We start from the raw sequence: 26,551 nt of genomic DNA on the forward strand, positions 1-26,551 counted from the left end.
CCGTGTTATTCTCAGTTTTTTCTATATTTTATTGCTGTCTTCGTGGATTTTGTTGAGGTTGGTTTTGTTGTTGAGAATTTGCAGATGAGTTTGGTTGCGTTGCATTTGGATTAGTAGTACCATTCGTATTTTCGTTTGAAGAGCTTTCACTTTCAGTTGTTGAAGTTGAACTTGAGCTAGAGCTCTCTGTTGTCGAACTTGCTTGAGTTGATTGTGGAATCCAGTTGCTACGTGCCCCATTCTTGAAGACGTAATCACCGCTTCTATAAAGTCCTTCTGGCATTTTCCAGTCACCAGGATGATCGTCCTCTGCTAGATACTGCATCATAGAACGATAGATACTAGTGGCAACTGTAAAGCCATCACCAACGATTGGAGTAAGGCGGTTTGAGTAACCAGTCCAGACTGCCATTGAATATTTACGGGTATAACCAACAAACATTTCATCCGGAGCAACAAATTGACTTGTTTTAATGTGGTTTTCTATCTCTTCATCAGTGTAGTTTGATGTACCAGTTTTACCTGCTTGTGGAAGCCATGAAATATAAGCGTCTCGACCTGTACCAGAGTATAATACTGTTTTCATCATTTCTGTCATCATATAGGCGGTTGTTTCTTTCATAGCACGAGTACCTTGATCAGAAAACTCTTTTGAACTACCGTCGCTAAAGACAACTTTATTGATATACATTGGTTTGTGATAGATACCACCGTTAGCAAATGCAGCATAGGCAGCAGCCATTTTTTCACTACTTGCACCGTACTGTTTACCTGATTCAGTCGTATTACTTGAAATTGCGTTTGCATATACCATGGTTGGATAATCAATGCCAAGTCCATTTAAGAATTTTTTGGCTTTATCAAGTCCAACTCTATCGAGAGTTTCGACTGCTGGTACGTTACGAGATTGTTGGATAGCAGTTTGAAGAGTGATGTTACCATAATAGCCACGATCCCAGTTGTAGACTGGAGTGCTAGTACCTGGGAAGTTATATGGTACATCCTTAAGCATATAAGCAGTTGAGTCATAGATATCGTATTCAAGTGCAGGTGCATAGTCCGTAATTGGTTTCATAGTTGAACCCCAGTCACGGTTTGTTTCCACTGCTTGGTTAGTACCAAAGGATACATTGCTAGCTTGGTGACGAGATCCGAGTTGGGCAATAACTTTACCATTTGATACATCAACGATAGTAGAAGCTGCTTGGATATCATCATCAGGATAGTTTACGTATTGATCAGTGTTATAGACGTCCCAAAGGTGTTTTTGTACCTCTTGGTCGACGTTTGTATAGACTTCCATACCTGTTGTTAATAGATTATAACCTGTCTCTTGTTCTACTTGATCAATAACCTCTTTAAGATAGTTATCCATGTACTGTGGATAGCTATTAAGAGATTTTAGACTTTGAAGTCCATCTGTGATTGGAGTATTGATGGCTGTTTCATATTGTTCGGCTGTAAGGTATCCTTGTCTTTGCATTTCTGACAAAACAAGGTTCCGTCTTTCAAGGGCAGCTTCAGGATGAGAATAAGGATCGTATTGGTTTGGAGCCTGTGGCATACCTGCTAAGAGTGCTAGCTGTGGAATGGACAAATCTTTGAGATCCTTACCATAGTAGTTCTCTGCAGCAGTCTGCATACCATAGTTACCATTTGACATGTAGACCTTATTGACGTAATAGGTCAATATTTCTTGTTTAGTTGCAGTTCGCTCTAGCTGGATAGCTAACCAAGCCTCTTGAACTTTACGGGATAGGGTTTGATCAGCTGTTGATGTTGAGAAGTAGGTCAATTTTATCAACTGCTGAGTCAAAGTCGATCCACCTTGAAGACCGCTATTGCTTCGAAGGTTACGAAGGAAAGCTCCTGCTATACGAATGCTATCAATTCCTCTATGGTTAAAGAAACGGTGATCCTCGATAGAGACAATCGCATTGACAAGATCGGTAGGAATGTCACTACTTTGAGCATTGACACGACGTTCAGCACCTAAATCTGCGATTAGTTCATTTTTGCTATCATAAATTTTACTTGATGTAGTTGCAACAAGTTTGCTCTCGGAAAGTTCAGGAGCCTTATTTGCATAGTAAAGAAAGACACCACCACCAACCAGGAAAGCTGCGATAAATAAGCTAATCACACCAATGCCGAGGTATTTAGCGATGCGTAAGATAGTTTGTTTGTTCATATTGTTTTACCACCTAGTAAATGTTGTTTGACTGTATCAAGGTAAGGAATTTGTGGAAAAGCAGACTGCTCAATCACATAACCGAATTCTTTGATATAGTCAAGCGGCATTGACTTTTTACCCATATCCTGATGATAAAAACGGATGAGGTCAAGTGCCGGCAATAAATACGTTTCTTGATAAGAAGAAAAATGAAGAAGGACAAAGCAAATTCCTTTTTGTTCAAGGACTTGTTCCATATGCCGAATCTGATGAGGATGGAAGTTCTTCATCGGAATCGCATGTTTTTGCTTGGTTTCCTTGGCTTCGAAATCGATGTAAAACCCTTCATAAACTCCAGAATAATCGGTAGTCGATGCTTGTCTAAAATAAGCTTCAACAATCTTAGCACGACTACGCTGAGGATAGTCTACGCGGACAATCTGAACGGGAGTTGGTTTCTTATGGATAACAGCTAAACCGTGTGTCAGATAATAATCGTTTGTAGCATTGATCATCTTCTCAAAGGTCATCCCACGATTTGCGAAATTTTTAGTTTGTGAGGTGACTTGTTGTTTTTTTTTCGATGAAAGTTTATGAGGATAGTTGACCATAATTCTCCTTATTGGTACAATAACATCACTCTATTATACCATAAAAGTGAACAGAAAGGGTGAAAAAATGCATACTGCCTTGGTTTTAGGCTATTCTAGCTTTGATTTAGGATTGTTTAATGACAAAGATATTCGTTTAAAAATTATTAAAAAAGCCATTCGTAGAGATTTGGAAAAAATGGCTGACGAAGGGTTGAAATGGTTGGTGTTTACGGGAACTCTGGGATTTGAATACTGGGTTTTGGAGGTGGCCAGAGATATGAAAGATGACTTTGGTTTCCAACTTGCGACTATCTTTGATTTTGAGACTCATGGGGAAAACTGGAATGAGGGGAATCGGGTTAAACTTAGTGAATTTAAACAAGTTGATTTTGTTAAATACGCCTATCCGAACTATGAACACAAGGGTCAATTACGAGATTATCAACTTTTCTTACTTGAAAATACAGATGGAGCCTATCTTTTTTATGATGAAGAAAATGAAACAAAACTGAAGTATTTTTACGAACTGATGAAAAAGAAAGACAACTATATTACAAAAAGATTAACATTTGAGGAATTAAACGAAGTAGCTGAAAATTTTTCCGAAAATTGAGCCTTTGACCTTGCTTTTTGTTTGCCTTTTTTTATATAATAATACTAGCAACTGAGAATGGAGAGAGACATGGCAAGTATTATTTTTACAGCAAAAGATATTTTTGAGCAAGATTTTGGAAGAGAAGTACGTGGATATAGTAAAGCAGAGGTTGATGAATTCTTGGATGATGTCATCAAGGATTATGAAACTTATGCAGCATTAGTAAAGTCACTCCGTTTAGAAATTGCAGAGTTGAAAGAGGAATTGGCGAAAAAACCTCAAGTGACTCCAGTAGCTTCTGAACCAGCAGAGCTTGGAAGTACAACTTCTATGACAAATTTTGATATTTTGAAACGTTTGAATCGTCTTGAAAAAGAAGTATTTGGCAAACAAATCATGGATAATTCTGATTTCTAAGAATACTTCTGTTGTGCAATTTTTGGATAATCGCGTGAAGAGAGCTTCTTTTCATGAGGAAAGTCCATGCTAGCACAGGCTGTGATGCCTGTAGTGTTTGTGCTAGGCGAAACCATAAGCCTAGGGACGAGAAATCGTTACGGCAGTTGAAATGGCTAAGTCTTAGGATATGTCAGAGTAGACTTGAAAGTGCCACAGTGACGGAGTCTCTCTGGAAACAGAGAGAGTGGAACGCGGTAAACCCCTCAAGCTAGCAACCCAAATTTTGGTCGGGGCATGGAGTGCGCGGAAACGAACGTAGTACTCTGACTGCTATCAGCTAGAGCTGCTAGTGGTAGACAGATGATTATCGAAGGAAGTGGTCCTAGTCACTTCTGGAACAAAACATGGCTTATAGAAAATTGCATATAGGTTGGGGCTGAGATATATTCTCAACCTCATTTTTTAAAGTGAATAAAGAAAGGTCTATAAAAGACTGAAATGAAAACAACATTTAATTTAATTGCGACTGCTGCTGCGGGTTTGGAAGCTGTAGTTGGACGTGAAGTGAGAGATTTGGGTTATGATTGTCAAGTTGAAAATGGGCGTGTTCGTTTTCAAGGTGATGTTAAAGCGATTATCCAAACTAACCTGTGGCTAAGAGCTGCGGATAGAATCAAAATCGTTGTGGGAACTTTTCCTGCAAAAACATTTGAAGAACTTTTCCAAGGTGTTTTTGCTCTAGATTGGGAGAACTATCTCCCACTTGGAGCTCGTTTCCCAATTGCCAAGGCTAAGTGTGTTAAGTCAAAATTACACAATGAACCAAGTGTGCAGGCAATTTCTAAAAAGGCAGTTGTTAAGAAACTACAAAAACACTATGCCCGACCAGAAGGTGTTCCCCTGATGGAGAATGGTCCAGAGTTCAAGATTGAAGTTTCCATTTTGAAAGATATAGCGACTGTTATGATTGATACGACTGGTTCAAGTCTCTTTAAACGTGGTTACCGTACTGAAAAAGGTGGTGCTCCAATCAAGGAGAATATGGCAGCTGCGATTTTGCAACTGTCAAACTGGTACCCTGATAAGCCTTTGATTGATCCAACCTGTGGTTCGGGAACCTTCTGTATTGAGGCGGCTATGATTGCGCGCAAGATGGCACCAGGTTTGCGTCGTTCCTTTGCCTTTGAAGAGTGGAACTGGGTTAGTGACCGCTTGATTCAAGAAGTCAGAACTGAGGCAAGCAAGCAGATAAATCGAGAGATTGAACTGGATATTATGGGTTGTGATATCGATGGTCGTATGGTGGAAATTGCCAAAGCCAATGCCCAGGCAGCAGGAGTATCTGGAGATATTCTCTTTAAACAGATGCGCGTACAGGATTTGCGTACGGATAAGATTAATGGAGTCATTATCTCTAACCCACCATATGGTGAACGTCTGTCAGATGATGCAGGAGTAACTAAACTTTATGCTGAAATGGGTGAGGTTTTTGAACCACTCAAAACTTGGAGTAAGTTTATTCTGACAAGTGATGAAGCCTTTGAAAGTAAATATGGTAGTCAGGCGGATAAAAAACGAAAACTCTATAATGGTACTTTGAAAGTTGATTTGTATCAATATTTTGGTCAACGTGTCAAAAGAAATTTGACAGATTAGAAAGGAGCTGCCATGGATCCGAAGGATAAAAAAGAAGAATTGTTAGAACCGGAGAAAATCTCCCAAGAACCTCAGTTTGACTTTGAGGAAGCTAAGGATCTAACAGTTGGACAAGTTATTCGAAAAAATGAAGAAATCGAAGCAGGAGTAACTCCTGATGATACGATTTTGGACAAATACATTAAACAACACCGTGAAGAAATCGAAGCTGATAAATTTACAAACATTCAGGCGAAGAAAGAGGAACTTCAAAGTCTAGATGATTTGATCCAAGATGCTAAAGAAACGATTGAAGAAGAGGTGGAACCAGTAGAAGAAGTCTCTGAATCAGAAAAGTTTGCTGAAGAAGAGGGAGTAGCAACTGAAGAAGTTCTCCTTTCGCCACTAGAAGAAACTTTAGTTATGGACAAAAATCTTGTAGAGGAAGTATTTGAACCTGAACAGGTAGAAAATGAGGAAACTTCACAAGAAGAAACCCCAATTCTAGCTCGCTCTCTTCAAGAAGAGGATGAACCACGACGCAAAAAACTGTGGGTCATCTTGTCAGCTATTTTAGCGATTATTGTCTTGATTATTGGAGGTAGCTACTACGTTTATCGTCAAATTACGCGTTCTTCCCAAGAAATTCAGTCTCAGTCATCTGATGCAGGTTTGGTAAGTAATCAAGCAATTCTCGATCAATTTAACAGTCTCTATGATACTTTTTATACTGATGAGAATAAAACTGCCCTAAAAAATAGTCAGTTTAGTCAACTGAATCAACTCAAAGAACTTTTAGATAAACTTGAGGGAGCTAGAGAGCATACTCTTGCTAAATCAAAATATGATAGCCTTGAAACACAAATCAAGGCAGTACAAGATGTTAATGCTCAATTTGAAACACCAGCTATCACTGATGGTGTCTTAGATACAAATGCTAAAGTAAAGGCAGATGCTAAATTTACCGAAGTTAAGACTGGGAACACTGAAATTGATAAACTGCTAGATAAGGCTATTAGTCTCGGTAAGAGTCAACTTTCAAGTTCTACAAGCTCAAGCAGTAGTCAGTCAAGTTCATCAAGCCAAACAGAGTCAAGCTCAGCAACTGAAAGCAATGCTAGCAGCTCTGCAAATGCATCAACTTCAGCGGGTGAAACAGCCTCAGCAAATAATATCCTTAATAGTGGACTATCGAGCAATGGTGTGAACCTACAAAGAGGTGTCAGTCGAGTACCTTATAATCAAGCTGCTGTTAGTGATAGTAGTAATCCTGCTTGGACTTTTGCAGATGGTGTCCTTGAACGAATTCTTGATACTTCGCGTGCGCGTGGCTACATTACAGGCAACCAATATATTTTGGAACCTGTGAATATTGTAAATGGTAACGGCTACTATAATCTTTATAAACCAGATGGTACCTATCTCTTTACCCTTAATTGTAAGACAGGTTACTTTGTAGGGAATGGTTCTGGACATGCGAATGATTTAGACTACTAGTTAAATTGTTACAAAATTCTTTCTTTTCACAGATAAACATGATAAAATAAAACATATTAAACAAGAGGAGTGTCACATGACAAAAGCTAACTTTGGTGTTGTTGGTATGGCCGTAATGGGTCGTAACCTTGCCCTTAATATTGAATCCCGTGGTTATACAGTTGCTATTTATAACCGTAGTAAAGAAAAAACTGAAGATGTGATTGCTTGCCACCCTGATAAAAACTTCGTGCCAAGCTATGATATCGAAAGCTTCGTAAATTCAATTGAAAAACCACGTCGTATCATGCTTATGGTTCAAGCAGGACCTGGTACAGATGCGACGATTCAAGCCCTTCTTCCACACTTGGATAAAGGTGATATTTTGATCGACGGAGGAAACACTTTCTATAAAGATACCATCCGTCGTAATGAAGAATTGGCGAACTCAGGTATCAACTTTATCGGTACTGGTGTATCTGGTGGTGAAAAAGGTGCCCTTGAAGGTCCTTCTATCATGCCTGGTGGACAAAAAGAAGCTTACGACTTGGTGGCTGATGTTCTTGAAGAAATCTCAGCTAAAGCACCAGAAGATGGAAAACCATGTGTGACATACATTGGTCCTGATGGAGCTGGTCACTATGTGAAAATGGTCCACAATGGTATCGAGTACGGTGATATGCAATTGATCGCAGAAAGCTACGATCTTATGCAACACTTGCTTGGTCTTTCTGCAGAAGATATGGCTGAAATCTTTACTGAGTGGAACAAGGGTGAATTGGACAGCTACTTGATCGAAATCACAGCTGATATCCTTGGACGCAAAGACGATGAAGGTCAAGATGGACCAATCGTAGACTACATTCTTGATGCTGCAGGTAACAAAGGAACTGGTAAATGGACTAGCCAATCAGCGCTTGACCTTGGTGTGCCATTGTCACTCATTACTGAGTCAGTATTTGCGCGTTACATCTCTACTTACAAAGAAGAGCGTGTACATGCAAGCAAGGTGCTTCCAAAACCAGCTGCTTTCAAATTTGAAGGAGACAAGGCTGAGTTGATTGAAAAAATCCGCCAAGCCCTTTACTTCTCAAAAATCATCTCATACGCACAAGGTTTTGCTCAATTGCGTGTAGCTTCTAAAGAAAACAACTGGAACTTGCCATTTGCGGACATCGCATCTATCTGGCGTGATGGATGTATCATCCGTTCACGTTTCTTGCAAAAGATCACAGATGCTTACAACCGTGACGCAGATCTTGCTAACCTTCTTTTGGATGAGTACTTCTTGGACGTAACTGCTAAGTACCAACAATCTGTTCGTGATATTGTAGCTCTTGCTGTTCAAGCTGGAGTACCGGTACCAACATTCTCAGCAGCTATTACTTACTTTGATAGCTACCGTTCAGCTGATCTTCCAGCTAATTTGATCCAAGCACAACGTGACTACTTTGGTGCCCACACTTACCAACGTAAAGACAAAGAAGGAACCTTCCACTACTCTTGGTATGACGAAAAATAAGTAGGTCAGCCATGGGGAAACGGATTTTATTACTTGAGAAAGAAAGAAATCTAGCTCATTTTTTAAGTCTGGAACTCCAAAAAGAGCAATACCGAGTTGATCAGGTAGAAGAGGGACAAAAAGCCCTCTCCATGGCTCTTCAGACAGACTATGACTTGATTTTACTGAATGCTCATCTAGGGGATATGACAGCCCAGGATTTTGCAGATAAGTTGAGTCGAACCAAGCCAGCTGCGGTGATCATGATCTTGGACCATCGAGAAGAATTGCAAGACCAACTTGAAACAATCCAGCGTTTCGCTGTTTCATATATCTATAAACCTATCATTATTGATGATTTGGTCAGTCGTATTTCAGCTATCTTCCGAGGTCGAGATTTCATCGACCAACACTGTAGTCAGATGAAAGTTCCGACAGCTTATCGCAATCTGCGTATGGATGTTGAACACCATACAGTCTATCGTGGCGAGGAGATGATTGCTCTGACACGTCGTGAATATGACCTCTTAGCTACACTCATGGGCAGTAAGAAAGTCTTAACTCGTGAACAATTGCTAGAGAGCGTCTGGAAGTATGAAAGTGCTACAGAGACCAATATCGTAGATGTCTATATCCGATATCTACGGAGCAAGATTGATGTCAAAGGTCAAAAGAGCTACATCAAAACAGTGCGTGGTGTTGGTTATACCATGCAAGAATAGAAAGCAGTTGCAGTTGTGTAACTGCTTTTTTTGAGTCATTGAAATGTTGACATATGATTTAATCTTTGCTACAATCATTTTGGAGGAAACAAGAATGAAATTTTTGAAAAAAATGATGCAAATCGCATTAGCAGTCTTTTTCTTTGGTTTGCTAGCGACAAGTTCAGTATTGGCGGATGATTCGAATTCTGAAGGCTGGAAATTTGTCCAAGAAAATGGTAGAACCTACTATAAGAAGGGGGACCTCAAAGAAACCTACTGGCGAGTGATTGATGGCAAGTACTATTATTTTGATGGTTTATCTGGAGAGATGGTTGTTGGGTGGCAATATATACCTGCTCCACACGAAGGGGTTACGATTGGTTCTTCTATAAGGCAAGATGTTGCTTTTAGACCAGATTGGTTTTACTTTGGTCAAGATGGGGTACTACAAGAATTTGTTGGTAAGCAAGTTTTAGAAGCAAAAACTGCTACAAATACCAACAAACATCATGGGGAACAATATGATAGTCCAGCAGAGAAACGAGTCTACTATTTTGAAGACCAAAGAAGTTATCACACCTTAAAAACCGGTTGGGTTCATGATGAGGGGCACTGGTATTATTTACAGAAGGATGGTGGCTTTGATTCTCGCATCAACAGATTGACTGTTGGGGAGCTCGCACGTGGCTGGATAAACGATGATTCAACTTGGTACTATCTAGATCCAACAACTGCTACAATGCAAACGGGTTGGCAGTATCTTGGTAACAAGTGGTACTATCTCCGTTCATCAGGTGCTATGGCGACCGGTTGGTATCTAGATGGTTCGACTTGGTATTATTTAGATGCTCAAAACGGTGATATGAAAACAGGCTGGATTTATGTCGGTAATACTTGGTATTATCTTCGTTCGTCAGGAGCTATGGTGACAGGCTGGTTCCAAGTTAACGGTAAATGGTACTATGCCTATAGTTCAGGTGCCTTAGCTGTAAATACCACAGTAGGTGGCTACTACGTCAACTATAATGGCGAGTGGGTCCAGTAATGAAAACAAGCGATTGTGAAGGAAACAATCGCTTTTTTTGTGAAAATATAATAAAATAGAAAGGAATAAAGTTATAAAATTTTATCTAGAAAAAGACAGTTTTCGTCTGATAGAAGGATTAAATGACAAAAGAAGTTGGTGTCGGTCAGGCACATAGTAAAATTATTTTAATAGGAGAGCATGCAGTCGTTTATGGCTACCCAGCGATCTCTTTGCCTCTTTTAGAGGTTGAAGTGACTTGTCGGGTGGTTCCAGCAGCGACACCATGGCGTCTTTTTGAAGAGGATACCTTGTCCATGGCAGTTTATGCTTCTCTCGAGTATTTAAATATCCAGGATGCTTGCATCCGTTGTCAAATTGACTCGGCTATTCCTGAAAAACGTGGGATGGGTTCTTCAGCAGCTATCAGTATTGCGGCCATTCGAGCGGTATTTGATTATTACCAAGCAGAACTTCCGCATGATGTTTTAGAAATTTTGGTCAATCGAGCGGAGATGATTGCCCATATGAATCCTAGTGGTTTAGATGCCAAGACCTGTCTTAGTGACCAGCCTATTCGTTTTATCAAGAATGTTGGTTTTGAAGAATTAACCATGGATTTGTCAGCTTATCTAGTCATTGCTGATACAGGAGTTTATGGACATACTCGTGAAGCTATCCAGGTCGTGCAGAGCAAGGGCAAGGATGCCTTACCTTTCTTGCATGCGCTAGGAGAGTTGACCCAAGAAGCAGAAGAAGCAATAAAAACGAAAGATGCCGTGAAGCTGGGAGAAATTCTAACCAAAGCTCATGGAAATCTAAAGGAAATCGGAGTTAGTAGCCCTGAGGCAGATGCCTTGGTTGAAACTGCTCTCGACCATGGTGCTCTAGGTGCAAAGATGAGTGGTGGTGGTCTAGGAGGCTGTATCATCGCCTTGGTTGCTAATGAGAGCCAAGCGCAAGAACTAACTGAAAGATTAGAAGAGAAAGGAGCTGTTCAGACATGGATCGAAAGCCTGTAACAGTACGTTCCTATGCCAATATTGCTATTATTAAATATTGGGGTAAGAAAGCAGAAAAAGAGATGGTTCCTGCGACTAGCAGTATCTCTCTAACCTTAGAAAATATGTATACGGAGACGACACTTTCACCTTTACCAGCAGATGCTAGGGTAGATGAGTTTTACATCAATGGTCAGTTGCAAAACGAAGCTGAGCATGTCAAAATGAGTAAAATCATTGACCGCTACCGTCCTGAAGGAGCAGGTTTTGTTCGTATCGATACCAAGAATAATATGCCAACAGCGGCAGGTCTTTCTTCAAGTTCCAGTGGCTTATCTGCCCTGGTCAAAGCCTGCAATGCTTACTTCCAATTAGGGCTAGATCGTAAAGAATTAGCTTTGGAAGCTAAGTTTGCATCTGGTTCTTCATCTCGTAGTTTTTATGGCCCCATAGCAGCTTGGGACAAGGATAGTGGAGAGATTTATCCTGTCGAAACTGACTTGAAACTCGCTATGATTATGTTGGTCTTGGAAGACCAGAAAAAACCAATTTCCAGTCGAGATGGGATGAAGCTTTGTGTCGAAACTTCTACGACTTTTGATGAGTGGATTCGTCAATCTGAACAAGACTACAAGGATATGTTAGTCTACCTCAAGGAAAATGACTTTAAGAAAGTTGGAGAATTGACAGAGAAGAACGCGTTGGCTATGCATGCTACGACAAAAACTGCAACTCCATCCTTCTCTTATCTGACAGATGCTAGTTATGAGGCTATGGATTTTGTTCGTCAGCTTAGAGAACAAGGAGAAGCTTGCTACTTTACCATGGATGCGGGCCCTAATGTCAAGGTTCTTTGCCTGGAAGAGGACTTGGAACATTTATCAGAACTTTTAGGTCAACGCTATCGCTTAATCGTTTCAAAAACAAAGGATTTGAGCCAAGATGACGATTGTTAAAACTTGTGGGAAGCTCTATTGGGCTGGTGAGTATGCCATTTTAGAACCAGGACAGTTGGCGCTAATAAAGGCTATTCCCATCTATATGACGGCTGAGATTAAAGCCTCTAATGATTATCGACTCTACTCAGATATGTTTTCCTATAGTGTAGACTTGCAACCGGATTCTTCTTATGCCTTGATTCAAGAAATAGTTGCCTTGGTAGAGGAATACTTGACTGTTCAAGGAGTTGAACTACAGCCTTTTTCTTTAGACATTCGCGGGAAAATGGAGCGCGAGGGGAAGAAGTTTGGGCTGGGTTCTAGTGGTAGTGTAGTTGTCTTGGTCATCAAGGCCATGCTTGCTTTCTATAGAAGACCAGTTGAAAGAGAAGTCTTGTTTAAATTGGCGAGTGCTGTACTTCTTAAACGTGGGGACAATGGCTCCATGGGGGACATTGCCTGTATTGTATCAGAAGACCTCGTCCTCTATCAGTCATTTGACCGTGAGAAAGTGGCAGATTGGCTAGAAAAAGAATACTTGCAGGCTGTATTAGCACGTGACTGGGGCTTTTCTATTTCTAGTGTTGAACCTGCCTTGAAATTTGATTTTCTGGTTGGTTGGACCAAGGAAGTGGCTGTATCTAGTCACATGGTCAAGCAAATCAAGAATAATATGAACGCTAGCTTTTTGCAGGCTTCAAAAGAAATTGTAGCTAACTTGGTAAAGGCTTTGCAGGTAGGTCAAGAAGAAACCGTTATTGACTTGCTAGAACAAGCTAGCCTGCTCTTAGAAGACTTGAGTTCAGATATTTATACACCTTCGCTCAGACAATTAAAAGATGCCAGTAGAGACTTAAAAGCCGTCGCTAAAAGTAGTGGTGCTGGTGGTGGAGACTGTGGGATTGCTCTTAGTTTTGACCAAGATTCGACAACATTACTGAAAAATCGTTGGGCTGATTTAGGAATTGAGCTCTTGTATCAAGAAAGGATAGGACATGACGACAAATCGGAAGGATGAACACATCCGCTATGCCCTTGAACAAAACAGTTCTTATAATAGTTTTGATGAAGTGGAGTTGATCCACTCTTCGCTACCCTTATATGACATAGAGGAAATTGATCTTTCGACAGAATTTGCAGGGCGCAAATGGGACTTTCCTTTTTATATCAATGCCATGACAGGCGGTAGTGATAAGGGCAGAGAAATCAATCAAAAGTTGGCTCAGGTGGCCGAGGCTTGTGGGATTTTATTTGTGACAGGTTCCTACAGTGCGGCACTTAAGGATCCATCAGATGATTCTTTTTCCGTGAAGTCAAATCATCCTGACCTCCTTCTTGGAACCAATATTGGCTTGGATAAACCTGTTGAACTGGGGCTACAAACGGTCCAAGAGATGAATCCCCTTCTCTTGCAAGTTCATGTCAATGTCATGCAGGAATTACTTATGCCAGAAGGTGAGCGTCGATTTAGATTATGGCAAAATAATCTGAAGGATTATGCTAATCAGATCTCAGTCCCCCTTGTTTTAAAAGAAGTCGGCTTTGGCATGGATGTGAAGACCATTGCTAAGGCATACGAAATGGGGATACGTACAGTTGATTTGTCTGGCCGTGGCGGGACTAGCTTTGCCTATATTGAAAACCGTCGTAGCGGTCAACGGGACTACCTCAATGATTGGGGGCAATCAACCATGCAGGCTCTTATCAATGCCCAAGACTGGAAAGATAAGATGGAGCTTCTGGTAAGTGGAGGTGTTCGCAATCCACTAGACATCATCAAATGCTTGGTCTTTGGAGCCAAGGCAGTTGGTCTATCACGTACCATGTTAGAGCTGGTTGAAAATTACTCTGTTGATGTCGTTATCACTATTGTTGAGAGTTGGAAGGAAGACCTACGCTTGATTATGTGTGCCCTTAGTTGTAAAAGAATTGAGGATTTGCAAGAGGTCGACTATCTCCTTTACGGAAAATTAAAAGAAGCAAAAGATCAACTATAAGGAGATCGGGATTTTGGTCCCGGTCTCTTTATCATTCCTCAGACTGATGTGACTTTTTGGTTTTGTGATACAATAAAATAGAGAGGACGGATACATGCGAAAATTTCAAATTTTTCTATTTATTGAAGCTTGTTTATTAACAGGAGCTCTGATTATGATGGTATCAGAGCATTTTTCCCGTTTTCTGCTGATATTGCTCTTGTTTTTACTGCTGATTCGATACTACACTGGAAGACAGGGAAATAACCTCATATTAGTGGCAGTGAGCATCCTATTTTTCTTTATCATCATGCTCAATCCCTTTGTTATTATGGCTATCTTTGTGGCCTTGATATACAGCCTGTTCTTGCTTTATCCTATGATGAACCAGGAAAGAGAAGATACCAATCTGGTTTTTGAAGAAGTAGTGACAGTAAAGAGGGAGAAAAATCGCTGGTTTGGAAATCTTCACCACTTTTCAAGCTACCAGACTTGCCGCTTTGATGATATCAATCTTTTTCGTCTCATGGGGAAGGATACCATTCATCTAGAGCACGTGATTTTGAGCAATCATGATAATGTCATCATCTTGAGAAAGCTAGTCGGCACAACCAGAATTATCGTACCAGTGGATGTAGAGGTCAGTCTCAGTGTCAATTCTCTTTATGGAGATTTAACCTTCTTTGATCAGCCTAAACGTGCTTTGCGTAATGAGCAATTTCATCAAGAAACGAGAGACTATCTCAAGAGTCCCAAGAGTGTTAAGATTCTTTTGACAACTATGGTTGGAGATGTTGAGGTGGTGAGAGGATGAAAAAGCAACCCTATATTTTAATTGGTCTCACCTCATTTCTCTTTGTCGCTTTTCTATTTCGAAGCATTTTTAAGGTCTTAGATTTGAAATGGACTTCTCTTTTTCAGGATCTAGAAAAGACAGAAAAAGTCCTTTTTCTAGCCCTGATGTTTACTCTTGCCCTGGCATTTTTATTAGTCCTATTCTGGACAATTGTTGACGAAATTTCAAGAAGAAGAATCCAAGCAAATCTTAAACGTCTGCTAGCTGGCAAAGAGATTGAAAGTCTGGGAGATGCTGACTTAGACGCAAGTTTTAGAAACTTGTCAGGAAAGCTTGGTTTGTTGACAGAAGCTATTCAAAAAGCAGACAATCAAGCCTTGGTCAAAGAAGAAGTGATTATTGAAAAGGAGCGCAAGCGAATCGCACGTGACTTGCATGATACGGTCAGCCAAGAAATTTTTGCTGCCCATATGATTTTATCGGGACTCAGTCAACAAGCTTCCAAATTAGACAGAGAGAAGATGCAAACACAACTCCAAAGTGTGACTGCCATTTTAGAGACAGCTCAAAGAGACTTGCGCATTCTTCTTTTGCATCTACGACCAATTGAACTGGAACAGAAAAGTCTGGTCGAGGGGATTCAGATGCTTCTGAAAGAATTGGAAGAAAAAAGTGAACTCAAAGTCAGCTTTAAATATCAGGTAGATGAATTGCCTAAAAAGATTGAAGAACATATTTTCCGGATTGTACAAGAATTGATTAGTAATACACTTCGTCATGCCCAGGCTTCATGTCTAGATGTTTACCTTTATCAAACGGAAACGGAATTACAGTTGAAGGTCGCAGACAATGGGCGTGGTTTTCAGCTAGATGATGTTGATGAATTAAGCTATGGTTTACGCAATATCAAAGAACGAGTGGAAGATATGGCTGGGACTATACAATTATTAACAGCTCCCAAGCAAGGTTTGGCAGTGGATATCCGCATTCCCTTGCTTGATTTGGATAGATAAGAGGAAGTAAGATGAAACTATTATTGGTAGATGACCACCAAATGGTGCGTCTGGGTTTAAAAAGTTATTTTGAATTACAAAATGATGTAGAGGTTGTAGGAGAAGCAACCAATGGTGCGGAAGGAATTTCCATGGCCTTGGAGCTTCGTCCAGATGTGATTGTCATGGATATTGTCATGCCTGAAGTCAATGGGATTGACGCGACACTAGCTATTCTCAAAGAATGGCCAGAGGCTAAAATCTTGATTGTGACATCTTACATAGATAATGAAAAAATCATGCCGGTTTTGAATGCTGGAGCTAGGGGATATATGCTCAAAACTTCTAGCGCGGACGAATTGCTGCACGCTGTTCGTAAGGTGGCGGCTGGAGAGTTGGCTATTGAACAAGAGGTCAGTAAGAAGGTAGAATACAATCGTAATCATATTGAACTTCATGAGGACTTGACTGCGCGTGAACGGGATGTCCTTCAACTAATTGCTAAGGGTTATGAAAATCAGCGGATCGCAGATGAATTGTTTATCTCCCTCAAAACTGTAAAAACTCATGTTTCAAACATCCTTGCTAAGCTTCAGGTTAGCGACCGCACCCAGGCAGCAGTCTATGCCTTTCAGCATCACTTGGTTGGCCATGAGGACTTCTAGATGCATTTTTTGGAGCCAAAGCAAGGTTTATTCGGTAAATTGGATACATTTAGCAAAAAACAGTAATCTAGGATTAACAAGTATATCAAGCAGTCCTGAAAGCTCGGTTCTGACTTGAAAAAAGTTACTAGTATATGATATAATAGACTGTATTTAAAAAAATTTTAAGGAGAAATGACAGAATGTCTGTATCATTTGAAAACAAAGAAACAAACCGTGGTGTCTTGACTTTCACTATCTCTCAAGACCAAATCAAACCAGAATTGGATCGTGTATTTAACTCAGTAAAGAAATCTCTTAACGTTCCTGGTTTCCGTAAGGGTCATCTTCCACGTCCTATCTTCGACCAAAAATTTGGTGAAGAGTCACTTTACCAAGACGTTATGAACGCTCTTTTGCCAAACGCTTATGAAGCAGCTGTAAAAGAAGCTGGTCTTGAAGTCGTTGCACAACCAAAAATTGACGTAACTTCAATGGAAAAAGGTCAAGACTGGGTTATCACTGCAGAAGTTGTTACAAAACCTGAAGTTAAATTGGGTGACTACAAAAACCTTGAAGTATCAGTAGATGTAGAAAAAGAAGTAACTGACGCTGACGTTGAAGAACGTATCGAACGTGAACGCAACAACTTGGCTGAATTGGTGATTAAAGAAGGTGCTGCTGAAAACGGCGACACTGTTGTTATCGACTTTGTTGGTTCTATTGACGGTGTTGAATTTGACGGAGGAAAAGGTGAAAACTTCTCACTTGGACTTGGTTCAGGTCAATTCATCCCTGGTTTCGAAGACCAATTGGTAGGTCACTCAGCTGGTGAAACTGTAGACGTTATCGTAACATTCCCAGAAGACTACCAAGCAGAAGATCTTGCAGGTAAAGAAGCTAAATTCGTGACAACTATCCACGAAGTAAAAGCTAAAGAAGTTCCAGCTCTTGACGATGAACTTGCAAAAGACATCGATGAAGAAGTTGAAACACTTGCTGAATTGAAAGAAAAATACCGCAAGGAATTGGCTGCTGCTAAAGAAGAAGCTTACAAAGATGCCGTTGAAGGTGCAGCAATCGATAAAGCAGTTGAAAACGCTGAAATCGTAGAACTTCCAGAAGAAATGATCCACGAAGAAGTTCACCGTTCAGTAAATGAATTCCTTGGAAACTTGCAACGTCAAGGTATCAACCCTGACATGTACTTCCAAATCACTGGAACTACTCAAGAAGACCTTCACAAACAATACGAAGCAGAAGCTGAGTCACGTACGAAGACTAACCTTGTCATCGAAGCAGTTGCGAAAGCTGAAGGATTTGACGCTACTGACGAAGAAATCCAAAAAGAAATCGAGCAATTGGCTGCAGATTACAACATGGAAGTTGCACAAGTACAAAGCTTGCTTTCAGCTGAAATGTTGAAACACGATATCGCAGTGAAGAAAGCTGTTGAATTGATCACAAGCACTGCAACAGTAAAATAATCTGAAAAGATAAAAAGCCCACCGATTCGGTGGGTTTTCTTATACTTTATTTTCCGAAAAATTCTTGCAGGTCTTCTTGGCTAATCCCAATCATGGCTGGAATATTTGACCAGTTTTCTTCGGTTAAGATGTAGGATTGTTCAGAGTCAGTTAATGTGGCAGTTTCAGAGACAGCTTGTGTATTTTCTTCAAGATTTCCAATTAAGTCGCTGAAACGCTCAATCAAATAGGTCTTACGAGCTGTTCCGATGTGTTGGGTTGCATAATCAAAGGCCTGTAATTCACCTAGTAAAATGAGCTTACTTTTAGCACGGGTGATGGCCGTATAGATGAGATTACGTTCCAACATGCGCTTGCTTGCACTGGTGATAGGCAGGATAACAACAGGAAACTCGCTACCTTGAGACTTATGGATACTCATGGCATAGGCTAAGCGAATCTTGTACCATTCATTTCGAGGATAGGAGACCTCATTGCCGTCAAAATCAATCATAATTTCATCTTGCTTGGATTCAGTGTATTTTCCTGGAATTAAGTCTGTGATATAGCCTAAGTCTCCGTTAAAGACATTGACCTCTGCATCATTGACTAAGTGAATGACCTTATCTCCTGTTCGATAGTGACACTGAGGAGCTTCAAAGCTAAGCTGGTCTTTTTGTGGAGGATTGAGTAGGTCTTGCATGAGCTGGTTGATGGCATCAATACCAGCAGTTCCACGGTACATAGGGGCAAGAACTTGAATATCACGAGCAGGGATGCCACTTCTGATAGCAGCACCTAGGATTTTTTCAATGCTAGCAGGGATATGGTTACTAGCGATTTCAAAGTAGGAGCGATCTGCTTTTTTCTGGGTAAAATCTGCAGGCAATATTCCTTGACGAATCTGACTTGCAAGAGTGACGATGGTCGATTCTTCGCTCTGACGGTAGATTCTTTCTAAACGTGTTTGAGGGATGGTTGGTATCTGGAGTAAATCTGCTAGGACTTGACCAGGACTGACAGAAGGTAACTGGTCACTATCTCCAACGATGAGGATTTTACTGGTAGAGGAGATATTGGAGAAGAGCTGGTTAGCTAGCCAAGTATCTACCATGGAAAACTCGTCAACAATGATAAAGTCAGCATCCAGATAATCTTCCAGATGGCTGGTATCGTCGTCTCCAGTCATACCCAAGTGGCGGTGAATAGTTGCACTAGGCAAGCCTGTCAACTCATTCATGCGACGGGCTGCGCGACCAGTTGGAGCGGCTAGGAGAATGGGCAGATTGCTCTTTTTTTTGAGATCCAGTCCTTCTAAGAGAGCATAGACAGCGATAATGCCGTTGATAACAGTAGTCTTACCTGTACCAGGTCCACCTGTAAGGATAAAGACCTTGTTCTGGATAGCATCGCAGATGGCCTGTTTTTGAATACTATCATACTCAATCCCCAGTTCTTCCTCAACAGTTGTGATATGGTCTTGGATGGTTTCTAGATCCTGTTTTTTACTCTGCCCTTTTTCGAGGATTCTGATGAGATGGCTGCGAATCCCTTCTTCTGCAAAAAAGAGGCTATTATCAAAGATTTTGGTATCAATCTGCTGGACCTTATCTTCTTCAATCAGATAAGCAAGCTCTTGGGCAACTTGACTCGGCTCTAGTTCGACTGGACGGGAGGATTCAAGAAGGTTGAGGGTTTGCTCCAACAAGTCTCTAGCTTCCATATAGGTATCTCCCGTTTCCATGCAACCTTGAAAGAGACTATGGACGAGACCAGCACGGAAGCGCTCGGGAGCCTGGCTCTCAATCCCCAATTCTTGGGCCAATTGATCAGCGATGGTAAATCCCAAGCCCTTGATATCCTCGACCAGTTGATAGGGATAATTCTCGACAATCTCTAGCGTTTCTTCCTTGTAAAAGTCTTGAATCTGAAAGGCCAGCTTATTTGGGATGCCGTAATTAGCCAGTTTGGCTAAGACCATCTCTGTTCCGTAATTAAGACGAAGGGTTGAGACGAAGGCTTCACGATTTTTAGCAGAGAGTCCAGAGATTGATTGGAGTTTGTCTGGATTTTCTAAGATTTTGTCAATAGTATTCTCCCCGTAGATATCCACAATTTTCTGGGCTGTTTTGAGTCCAATTCCCTTAAAATGGCTGCTGGAGAAATACTTGACCAAGCCCTTACTAGTCGGCTTGGCTCTCTCATAGCGAGTCATTTGTAGCTGTTCCCCATATTTTGAGTGTTGGACGATTTGCCCCCAAAAGGTGTATTCTTCCCCTTCGATGATATCAGCCATAGTACCTGTGACAATGATTTCATAATCATCAAAGTCTTCAGCATTGGTATCCTCAATATCTAGGAGTAAAATACGGAAAAAATTGCTGACATTTTCAAAAATAATGCGTTCAATGGTGCCTGAAAAATAAACTTCCATAAAATTCCTTACAATAGTGTCTGAGAAAATTTATCCCAGATTTAGTCAAAATAGAATGAGAAGAGGCTGAGATAGAAAATTCTCGGCCTCTTCTTAGTTTTTAAAATGTTCCGATACGCTTGAGTGGCCAGAAGCGGAATTTGGCTTCACCGGTGATATCTTTTGCTTTAAAGGTACCAACATGTCGACTGTCGCTAGATACCAGACGGTCATCACCTAGGAGGAGGTATTCTCCTTCTGGAACAGTGAAGGTAAAGCTAGTGTTGTAATTAACATCTAGGGTAAAGGCCTGAGCCTTTTGAGCTAAAGTTCTAAAGTATTCTCCCTTTTTACCATCCCAACCAGTTCCAGTATAGGTGCTTTGGAGTTTATCTTCCTTGAAACGCTTAAGGTATTCTGCTAAATAGGGCTCATCAGTTTCTTGACCATTGATATAGAGCTTGTCGCTTTCGTAACGGATAGTATCTCCTGGCATACCAATGACCCGTTTAACGATATCCTTGTTCCCATCGTCTTCATGAGCAACCACAATATCAAAACGATTGATTGGGAGATGTTTAACCACAAAGAGGATTTCTCCATCTGCCAGGGTAGGATCCATTGAATGTCCTTCTACACTGACATTCCTCCAGAGAAAGAGACGGCTAAGACCTACTAGTGTAATAAGTAGGAAGATAACTCCCCACTCTTTTAAAAATGATTTTAAATATTTCATGATTTACCTTTCTAGCATTTTTTTGGCTTTTTCAGTATTTTTAAAGTGTAGTTTGGCGCAGAAGTTGAGTCCCTGCATACCATAGGCACGAAGGATTTGGCTAGCTACCTTATCAGAAGCCGTTCCAGCCCCACTTGGAAGTTGATAACCAAGTTCTCTACCCAGATTTTCGAGATTTTCTAGAAAGAGATCACGTGCAATGATTGAGCTAACAGCGACAGCCAAGTATTTACCTTCAGCTTTCTCCTCCAGACTGATTGGATTAGAAAAGTGATTAGCTTCATTTTTTAAGTACTTCTCATAGTTTTGAGTACTAGTAAAGGCATCGATCACAATCTTTTCTGGCAGAACTCCCTTTTGGAGAAGGAGAAAAATGGCTTGATTGTGCAGGGCTACCTTGACAGAAACGGCATTGTAGCGCTCACCGATGACTTCATTATACTTGCTTGGAGAAAGTAGTAGAGCTTGGTGCTGAATTTTTTCCTTAAGCAGAGGAGCAAGCTGACGAATCTTTTGGTCTGTCAGAGTCTTAGAATCCCCTACACCTAATTTTCGCAGAAAGTCATGCTGGTCAGGAGTCACAAAGGATGCTACTACAGCCAGACCACCAAAGTAGGAACCATTTCCTACTTCGTCAGTTCCAATCATCGGAAAGTTTTGTCCACTAGTTACTGGGCTGACCTGATAACCAAAAAAACTGGCGTAACGTTCAGCAGCTTCTCCTTGCAAGAGCACTTTTCCTGATGTGTAGATGGAAACACTTGTCTGTGGAAGCTTGAAAAAGTAGCGAATATATGGGTTTTTACTTGGAACGAGTTTTTTTTCATGCTTTTGAACAAAAGCTTGAATTTCATTTTCACTCGGAATTAATGTAATACTTGCCATGATTCTTATTGTACCATAAAAGCCGTAGAATTGGTAAAAACTGACAAACTAAGTGAAATTTGGTATAATATCGTGAGGTGAATTTTATGGCAAATTTAAATCGATACAAGTTTACATTCGGAAAAAAAACATTGACCCTAACAACTGAGCATGACAACCTCTTTATGGAGGAAATTGCCAAGGTCGCAACAGAAAAATATGAAGCAATTAAAGAGCAGATGCCTGGAGCGGATGATGAGACAATCGCTATTTTATTAGCAGTCAATAGCTTGTCAACTCAACTCAGTCGTGAGATTGAATTTGATGATAAGGAACAAGAATTAGACGCCCTCCGTCATCAAGTTGTAGCGACTAAACAAGAACAGAGCAAGATTGAGGATTCCCTATGATTTCCGTCCTTCTCTTATTGGTTCTTGCATGGAGCTTTTATATCGGTTATCGTAGAGGTTTTGTTTTACAGATTTACTATTTTGTAGCAACTGTGATTTCAGCTCTTCTTGCAGGAAATTTTTATCAATCTTTAGGGAAACAATTTGATTTGTTGATTCCATATGCAAGTCCACAGGAAGGGCAGGGAACCTTCTTTTTCCCATCCAATCAACTTTTCCAACTGGACAAGGTCTTTTATGCAGGGATTGGTTACCTCTTAGCCTTTACTATATTTTATTGCATTGGTCGTTTGGTGGGTCTCTTTCTTAATCTTCTACCGACTAAAAAGCTAGAGGGCCAATATTTCCGTATAGGTGCAGGTGTTTTATCTCTGGCTGTGACCTTATTTGTCCTCCAGATGATACTGACCATTCTTGCGACTGTTCCTTTACAAATTGTTCAAAATTCACTTGAAAACAGTTTTGTAGCTAAACATATCATCCAGAGTGTTCCCATCACTAGTCATGTGATTAAACAACTTTGGGTAACCAAAATAATCGGATAAAAGGGCGGGAACAATTCCTAGCCTTTTGTTTACAATTTCCTACTCTTCGGAAATCTCTTCAAACCACGTCAGCTTCGCCTTGGATTATATATGTGACTGACTTCGTCAGTCTTATATACAACCTCAAAGCAGTGCTTTGAGCAACCTACGGCTAGCTTCCTAGTTTGCTCTCTGATTTTCATTGAGTATCAATAGTTTAGGAGCCTTTTTGAAAAGAGTGAGAATTTTAAAAATTATTCGCTCATTACGAAGGAAAAGAAAATGAATAAAAAGATACTAGAAACATTAGAATTTAATAAGGTTAAGGCTTTATTTGAACCTCATCTTTTGACCGAGCAAGGACTAGTGCAGTTGAAAGAACTTGCTCCGACTGATAAAGGAGACAAGATTAAGCAAGCTTTTGCAGAGATGAAGGAAATGCAAGAACTCTTTGTCGAGCATCCTCACTTCAGCATTTCTGCAACAAAAGATATTGCAGCGACCTCCAAACGTTTGGAGATGGGTGCTGACCTCAATATCGAGGAATTTCTCCTTCTCAAACGTGTCATATTTGCTAGCCGTGAACTGAAAAATTTCTATGATAATCTTGAAAATGTCCGCTTGGACCACTTGGCAAATTGGTTTGAGAAACTTCATGATTTTCCACATCTGCAGGGTAATCTCCAAGCCATCAATGAAGCTGGATTTATTGAGAATTTTGCTAGTGAAGAACTAGCACGAATCCGTCGTAAAATCCATGATAGCGAGAGCCAAGTTCGCGACGTCTTGCAAGAACTTCTCAAACAAAAGGCTCAGATGTTGACAGAAGGTATCATCGCTAGTAGAAATGGTCGCCAGGTTCTTCCTGTCAAAAACACCTATCGTAATAAGATTGCCGGTGTGGTTCATGATATTTCTGCCAGCGGGAACACTGTCTATATCGAACCGCGTGAAGTAGTCAAGCTGAGTGAAGAAATCGCTAGTCTTCGTGCAGACGAACGCTATGAGATGATGCGTATCCTGCAAGAACTCTCTGAACGAGTAAGACCGCACGCGGCTGAAATCGCAAATGATGGCTGGATTATTGGACATTTAGACTTGATTCGTGCTAAGGTGCGCTTTATCCAAGAGACAGGAGCAGTAGTTCCTCAAGTCTCTGAGGACCAGGAGATTCAACTCCTTCATGTTCGTCATCCCTTGGTGCAAAATGCTGTTGCTAATGATGTACACTTTGGTAAAGATCTAACAGCCATCGTCATCACTGGTCCCAATACGGGTGGTAAGACCATTATGCTCAAAACCTTAGGTTTGACGCAATTGATGGCTCAGTCAGGTTTGCCGATTTTGGCCGATAAGGGAAGTCGTGTGGGAATTTTTGAGGAGGTCTTTGCGGATATTGGAGACGAACAATCCATCGAACAAAGTCTTTCAACCTTCTCTAGTCACATGACTAATATCGTTGATATTCTCGGTAAGGTTAACCAAAACTCGCTCTTGTTACTAGATGAGCTTGGAGCAGGAACAGATCCCCAAGAAGGTGCAGCCCTTGCCATGTCTATCCTAGAGGACTTGCGCTTGCGTCAGGTCAAGACTATGGCAACCACTCACTATCCTGAACTCAAGGCCTACGGAATTGAAACTGCCTATGTTCAAAATGCCAGCATGGAGTTTGACACAGTTAGCTTACGCCCAACTTATCGCTTTATGCAAGGCGTACCTGGTCGAAGTAATGCCTTTGAGATTGCTAAACGTCTCGGCTTGTCAGATGTCATTGTAGGCGATGCCAGCAAGCAGATTAATCAAGACAATGATGTCAATCGCATTATTGAACAATTGGAAGAGCAGACGCTGGAAAGCCGTAAACGTCTTGAGAATATTCGCCAAGTCGAGCAAGAAAACCTCAAGATGAACCGTGCGCTTAAAAAACTCTACAACGAGCTTAATCGTGAGAAGGAAACAGAACTCAATAAGGCGCGTGAGCAAGCTGCGGAGATTGTTGACTTAGCTCTGGCAGAAAGTGATGATATTCTTAAAAATCTTCACAGCAAATCTCAACTAAAACCACATGAGATTATCGAAGCCAAGGCTAAACTCAAGAAGTTAGCACCTGAAAAAGTTGATCTTTCTAAAAATAAGGTCCTCCAAAAGGCTAAGAAAAAACGAGCTCCAAAAGTTGGGGATGATATCATCGTTTTAAGCTATGGTCAACGAGGTACCTTGACTAATCAACTCAAGGATGGTCGTTGGGAAGCTCAAGTTGGCTTGATTAAGATGACCCTTGAGGAAAGAGAGTTTGACTTGGTTCAGGCTCAGCAAGAAGTACCAGTCAAGAAAAAACAAGTCAACGTTATCAAACGGGCAGGTGGTAAAGGTCCACAGGCTCGACTAGACCTTCGTGGCAAACGTTATGAGGAAGCTATGGAAGCCTTGGATGCCTTTATCGACCAAGCCCTACTCAATAACATGGCTCAAGTAGACATCATCCATGGTATCGGTACAGGAGTCATTCGTGAAGGAGTAACCAAATATCTCCAAAGAAACAAGCAAGTCAAAAGCTTTGGCTATGCGCCACAAAATGCAGGTGGTTCTGGAGCGACTATCGTTACCTTTAAAGGATAAGAAAAAGCTTGAGGAATCTTATGTATTCCTCAAGCTTTTTCTTTTTCTCGACTAGACGTCTAAAGGTTGTCCAGTATGATTGAGTTGTGTGACAGTAGCAAAGAAATCCTCTCTCATTCGTGTTAAGAGTTGATTAGGATAGATTTTTTCAAAGTTATCAAGAACGGCAAAGATATGTTTTGCAATTTCTAAACCTCTGATGTCATCTTGTCTGAGAAAATTATTAGCACGTTCCATTGATAGACCAATCATATCCACCATTTTTGCACTCAATAAAGGGAAGGTGTTAATTACTTCCAAAGTTTTAAGAGCTAAATTCTCAGCCTTATCATAGTAACCATTAACAGAATAATGTTTGATAGAAGTTCTCATACAGTCAATATAGTAGTCAGCAGTACGGGTTGAATGGTACTCAGTTTGTTTTTTAAGAGTATTTAGTAAATGATAGAGCTTGTAATCTAAAAATTCGATTGAAAAGTGGGGTATGATGGATGAAAAGATTTTTACCTCGATTTTATTCCAGTTATCTAATTCGCTAAGATAATTTTTGATATATTCCAATTCTTGATAGTCTTTTGAAGTTAGAAAAGAATTACCAATAATATTGGCGATAGCAAATTTATTGACTACGCGATTAGCAATAACATAGTGTTCAGAGACACCAGGATTCTCTAAGGGCTTATTAATCAAGCTAAGGATTTTTTTGTATTCACGCTTGTAGGCTAAATTAGCTACTTGAGTCTGTAATTTATGAAATTCAGAAGGGAACATCTTCATTTTGAGAATATCAAAGGTCTCCTTATCAATTCCAATATTCGAGAGAAGCTCATCAAATTTTTGAATAGTAATCCGAGATTTTCCTTGCTCAAACTGACGTAAGAAATGAGGGGTCACCGTTATGCCAGCAGCTTTCTTCTGTGTAAACCCCCTTTCCTCACGAATGAATTTGTAAACTAATCCATATACACTTTCATCTTGCATTTTAAATCTCCTTGAATTTTTTATATTCTTTCATAATTCTACCAGTTTTTTGGTTGACTTTTAGTGAAAAGTAATTATAGTTACGTTTTTC

The 26,551-nt window shown here is 40.5% G+C and carries 24 protein-coding genes and 1 other RNA gene; 19 read left to right on the plus strand and 6 right to left on the minus strand.

Translation table 11 applies throughout. The features are described from left to right. Positions 1 to 28 precede the first annotated feature (28 nt). Together pbp1a and recU are read right to left on the minus strand one after the other, a co-directional pair. Complete coding sequence (gene pbp1a, locus SINDD18_RS00730; protein WP_061862732.1) at positions 29 to 2,191, minus strand: penicillin-binding protein PBP1A; 2,163 nt, start codon at positions 2,189 to 2,191, stop codon at positions 29 to 31. Further along, positions 2,188 to 2,784 (minus strand): Holliday junction resolvase RecU, encoded by a 597-nt coding sequence (gene recU, locus SINDD18_RS00735; RefSeq protein ID WP_000248769.1) that lies wholly within the window; start codon positions 2,782 to 2,784, stop codon positions 2,188 to 2,190. Before recU ends, pbp1a begins: the two co-directional genes overlap by 4 nt. Before the next feature lie 67 nt (positions 2,785 to 2,851). Between recU and SINDD18_RS00740 the strand changes: the two genes are divergently transcribed. The 16 genes from SINDD18_RS00740 to tig all read left to right on the plus strand — a co-directional run bounded on the left by SINDD18_RS00740 (position 2,852) and on the right by tig (position 17,934). Then, positions 2,852 to 3,379: a DUF1273 domain-containing protein gene (locus tag SINDD18_RS00740; RefSeq protein ID WP_049510169.1), complete on the plus strand. Its 528-nt coding sequence runs from the start codon at positions 2,852 to 2,854 to the stop codon at positions 3,377 to 3,379. 69 nt (positions 3,380 to 3,448) lie between these two features. Beyond that, complete coding sequence (gpsB, locus tag SINDD18_RS00745; RefSeq protein ID WP_000146538.1) at positions 3,449 to 3,778, plus strand: cell division regulator GpsB; 330 nt, start codon at positions 3,449 to 3,451, stop codon at positions 3,776 to 3,778. Between the two features lie 18 nt (positions 3,779 to 3,796). Then, positions 3,797 to 4,177, plus strand: an RNA gene (rnpB, locus tag SINDD18_RS00750) — RNase P RNA component class B. Between the two features lie 81 nt (positions 4,178 to 4,258). After that, on the plus strand, positions 4,259 to 5,416 hold the full coding sequence (locus tag SINDD18_RS00755; protein ID WP_061862733.1) for a THUMP domain-containing class I SAM-dependent RNA methyltransferase: 1,158 nt from the start codon (positions 4,259 to 4,261) through the stop codon (positions 5,414 to 5,416). Between the two features lie 12 nt (positions 5,417 to 5,428). Then, a complete protein-coding gene (gene mapZ / locus SINDD18_RS00760) occupies positions 5,429 to 6,892 on the plus strand; it encodes a cell division site-positioning protein MapZ (RefSeq protein ID WP_061862734.1) in 1,464 nt (487 codons plus the stop codon). 76 nt (positions 6,893 to 6,968) lie between these two features. Further along, positions 6,969 to 8,393 (plus strand): NADP-dependent phosphogluconate dehydrogenase, encoded by a 1,425-nt coding sequence (gndA, locus tag SINDD18_RS00765; RefSeq protein ID WP_003017375.1) that lies wholly within the window; start codon positions 6,969 to 6,971, stop codon positions 8,391 to 8,393. Positions 8,394 to 8,404: 11 nt separating this feature from the next. After that, positions 8,405 to 9,094 (plus strand): response regulator transcription factor, encoded by a 690-nt coding sequence (locus tag SINDD18_RS00770; protein WP_061862735.1) that lies wholly within the window; start codon positions 8,405 to 8,407, stop codon positions 9,092 to 9,094. Positions 9,095 to 9,188: 94 nt separating this feature from the next. Then, complete coding sequence (gene cbpF, locus SINDD18_RS00775; RefSeq protein WP_061863217.1) at positions 9,189 to 10,121, plus strand: choline-binding protein CbpF; 933 nt, start codon at positions 9,189 to 9,191, stop codon at positions 10,119 to 10,121. 122 nt (positions 10,122 to 10,243) lie between these two features. Then, positions 10,244 to 11,122 carry a mevalonate kinase gene (gene mvk / locus SINDD18_RS00780; protein ID WP_061862736.1) on the plus strand — a complete coding sequence of 293 codons (879 nt, stop codon included), beginning with the start codon at positions 10,244 to 10,246 and terminating at the stop codon, positions 11,120 to 11,122. Beyond that, positions 11,104 to 12,057: a diphosphomevalonate decarboxylase gene (gene mvaD / locus SINDD18_RS00785; RefSeq protein ID WP_061862737.1), complete on the plus strand. Its 954-nt coding sequence runs from the start codon at positions 11,104 to 11,106 to the stop codon at positions 12,055 to 12,057. The genes mvk and mvaD overlap by 19 nt, the downstream gene beginning before the upstream one ends. Further along, the gene (locus SINDD18_RS00790) at positions 12,044 to 13,057 is read left to right on the plus strand and encodes a phosphomevalonate kinase (RefSeq protein WP_061862738.1); all 1,014 of its coding nucleotides are present in this window, start codon (positions 12,044 to 12,046) and stop codon (positions 13,055 to 13,057) included. Before mvaD ends, SINDD18_RS00790 begins: the two co-directional genes overlap by 14 nt. Continuing rightward, positions 13,035 to 14,036 (plus strand): type 2 isopentenyl-diphosphate Delta-isomerase, encoded by a 1,002-nt coding sequence (fni, locus tag SINDD18_RS00795; RefSeq protein ID WP_061862739.1) that lies wholly within the window; start codon positions 13,035 to 13,037, stop codon positions 14,034 to 14,036. The genes SINDD18_RS00790 and fni overlap by 23 nt, the downstream gene beginning before the upstream one ends. 94 nt (positions 14,037 to 14,130) lie before the next feature. Continuing rightward, entirely contained in the window at positions 14,131 to 14,829 is a 699-nt protein-coding gene (liaF, locus tag SINDD18_RS00800) for a cell wall-active antibiotics response protein LiaF (RefSeq protein WP_061862740.1), read from the plus strand. Continuing rightward, positions 14,826 to 15,824 carry a sensor histidine kinase gene (locus SINDD18_RS00805; RefSeq protein ID WP_061862741.1) on the plus strand — a complete coding sequence of 333 codons (999 nt, stop codon included), beginning with the start codon at positions 14,826 to 14,828 and terminating at the stop codon, positions 15,822 to 15,824. Before liaF ends, SINDD18_RS00805 begins: the two co-directional genes overlap by 4 nt. 11 nt (positions 15,825 to 15,835) lie before the next feature. Continuing rightward, positions 15,836 to 16,468, plus strand: coding sequence for a response regulator transcription factor (locus SINDD18_RS00810; protein WP_049527414.1), 633 nt, complete (start codon positions 15,836 to 15,838; stop codon positions 16,466 to 16,468). A 182-nt stretch (positions 16,469 to 16,650) separates the two neighbouring features. Continuing rightward, positions 16,651 to 17,934 carry a trigger factor gene (gene tig, locus SINDD18_RS00815; protein WP_061862742.1) on the plus strand — a complete coding sequence of 428 codons (1,284 nt, stop codon included), beginning with the start codon at positions 16,651 to 16,653 and terminating at the stop codon, positions 17,932 to 17,934. Positions 17,935 to 17,980: 46 nt separating this feature from the next. Here tig and recD2 read toward each other — a convergent pair whose 3' ends face one another. From recD2 to rnhC, 3 genes are all read right to left on the minus strand, one after another. Continuing rightward, positions 17,981 to 20,347 (minus strand): SF1B family DNA helicase RecD2, encoded by a 2,367-nt coding sequence (recD2, locus tag SINDD18_RS00820; RefSeq protein ID WP_061862743.1) that lies wholly within the window; start codon positions 20,345 to 20,347, stop codon positions 17,981 to 17,983. A gap of 100 nt (positions 20,348 to 20,447) precedes the next feature. Continuing rightward, positions 20,448 to 21,062: a signal peptidase I gene (gene lepB / locus SINDD18_RS00825; RefSeq protein WP_061862744.1), complete on the minus strand. Its 615-nt coding sequence runs from the start codon at positions 21,060 to 21,062 to the stop codon at positions 20,448 to 20,450. A 3-nt stretch (positions 21,063 to 21,065) separates the two neighbouring features. Then, a complete protein-coding gene (rnhC, locus tag SINDD18_RS00830) occupies positions 21,066 to 21,947 on the minus strand; it encodes a ribonuclease HIII (protein WP_061862745.1) in 882 nt (293 codons plus the stop codon). 86 nt (positions 21,948 to 22,033) lie between these two features. Here rnhC and zapA point away from each other — a divergent pair, with 86 nt between their 5' ends. The 3 genes from zapA (at position 22,034) to SINDD18_RS00845 (ending at position 25,479) form a co-directional block, all read left to right on the plus strand. Next, positions 22,034 to 22,336: a cell division protein ZapA gene (zapA, locus tag SINDD18_RS00835; RefSeq protein ID WP_049503020.1), complete on the plus strand. Its 303-nt coding sequence runs from the start codon at positions 22,034 to 22,036 to the stop codon at positions 22,334 to 22,336. Beyond that, the gene (locus SINDD18_RS00840) at positions 22,333 to 22,881 is read left to right on the plus strand and encodes a CvpA family protein (RefSeq protein WP_061862746.1); all 549 of its coding nucleotides are present in this window, start codon (positions 22,333 to 22,335) and stop codon (positions 22,879 to 22,881) included. The genes zapA and SINDD18_RS00840 overlap by 4 nt, the downstream gene beginning before the upstream one ends. Before the next feature lie 261 nt (positions 22,882 to 23,142). After that, positions 23,143 to 25,479: an endonuclease MutS2 gene (locus SINDD18_RS00845; RefSeq protein WP_061862747.1), complete on the plus strand. Its 2,337-nt coding sequence runs from the start codon at positions 23,143 to 23,145 to the stop codon at positions 25,477 to 25,479. A 51-nt stretch (positions 25,480 to 25,530) separates the two neighbouring features. On the opposite strand, the gene SINDD18_RS00850 is transcribed toward SINDD18_RS00845, so the two are convergent. Continuing rightward, positions 25,531 to 26,460, minus strand: a complete 930-nt coding sequence (locus SINDD18_RS00850) for a helix-turn-helix domain-containing protein (RefSeq protein ID WP_004252057.1) — start codon at positions 26,458 to 26,460, stop codon at positions 25,531 to 25,533. Positions 26,461 to 26,551 lie beyond the last annotated feature (91 nt).

This window comes from Streptococcus infantis (genome assembly GCF_001579645.1).
GTDB classification, from domain to species: Bacteria; Bacillota; Bacilli; order Lactobacillales; family Streptococcaceae; genus Streptococcus; species Streptococcus infantis_E.